Genomic DNA, 309 nt, shown 5'->3' on the forward strand with positions numbered 1-309 from the left:
CGCGGAGACCTGGCCACCCGCACCGACACCCGCCCCGCAGCCGGCGGGCAGGAAGGTGCCGGCACTACCGACAGCAGCGGCGGGCAGGGGGGTGCCAGCGCGGACGGCAGCGGTGGAGCGGAGGCCGGCGGCACGCCGGTGACGACGCACACCGTGCACGGCTACGACGCCTACGGCCGGCTCATCTCCACCGTCCTGCACGGCGGCGGTGATGCGAAGGCGCCGGTGCTGCGGTCGACCGCCTACACCGCCAATGCCGCCGGCGACGTCACCACGGTCACCGCCACCGGTGCGGACGGCAGCAAGACG

The 309-nt window shown here is 75.7% G+C and carries 1 pseudogene; it reads left to right on the forward strand.

The features are described 5' to 3' along the window. Nucleotides 1-309 (forward strand): annotated as a pseudogene (locus IF89_RS39995) (hypothetical protein); the annotation flags it as partial.

It is taken from the genome of Streptomyces sp. NRRL F-2664, assembly GCF_000719345.1.
In the GTDB taxonomy this organism is placed as follows: domain Bacteria; phylum Actinomycetota; class Actinomycetes; order Streptomycetales; family Streptomycetaceae; genus Streptomyces.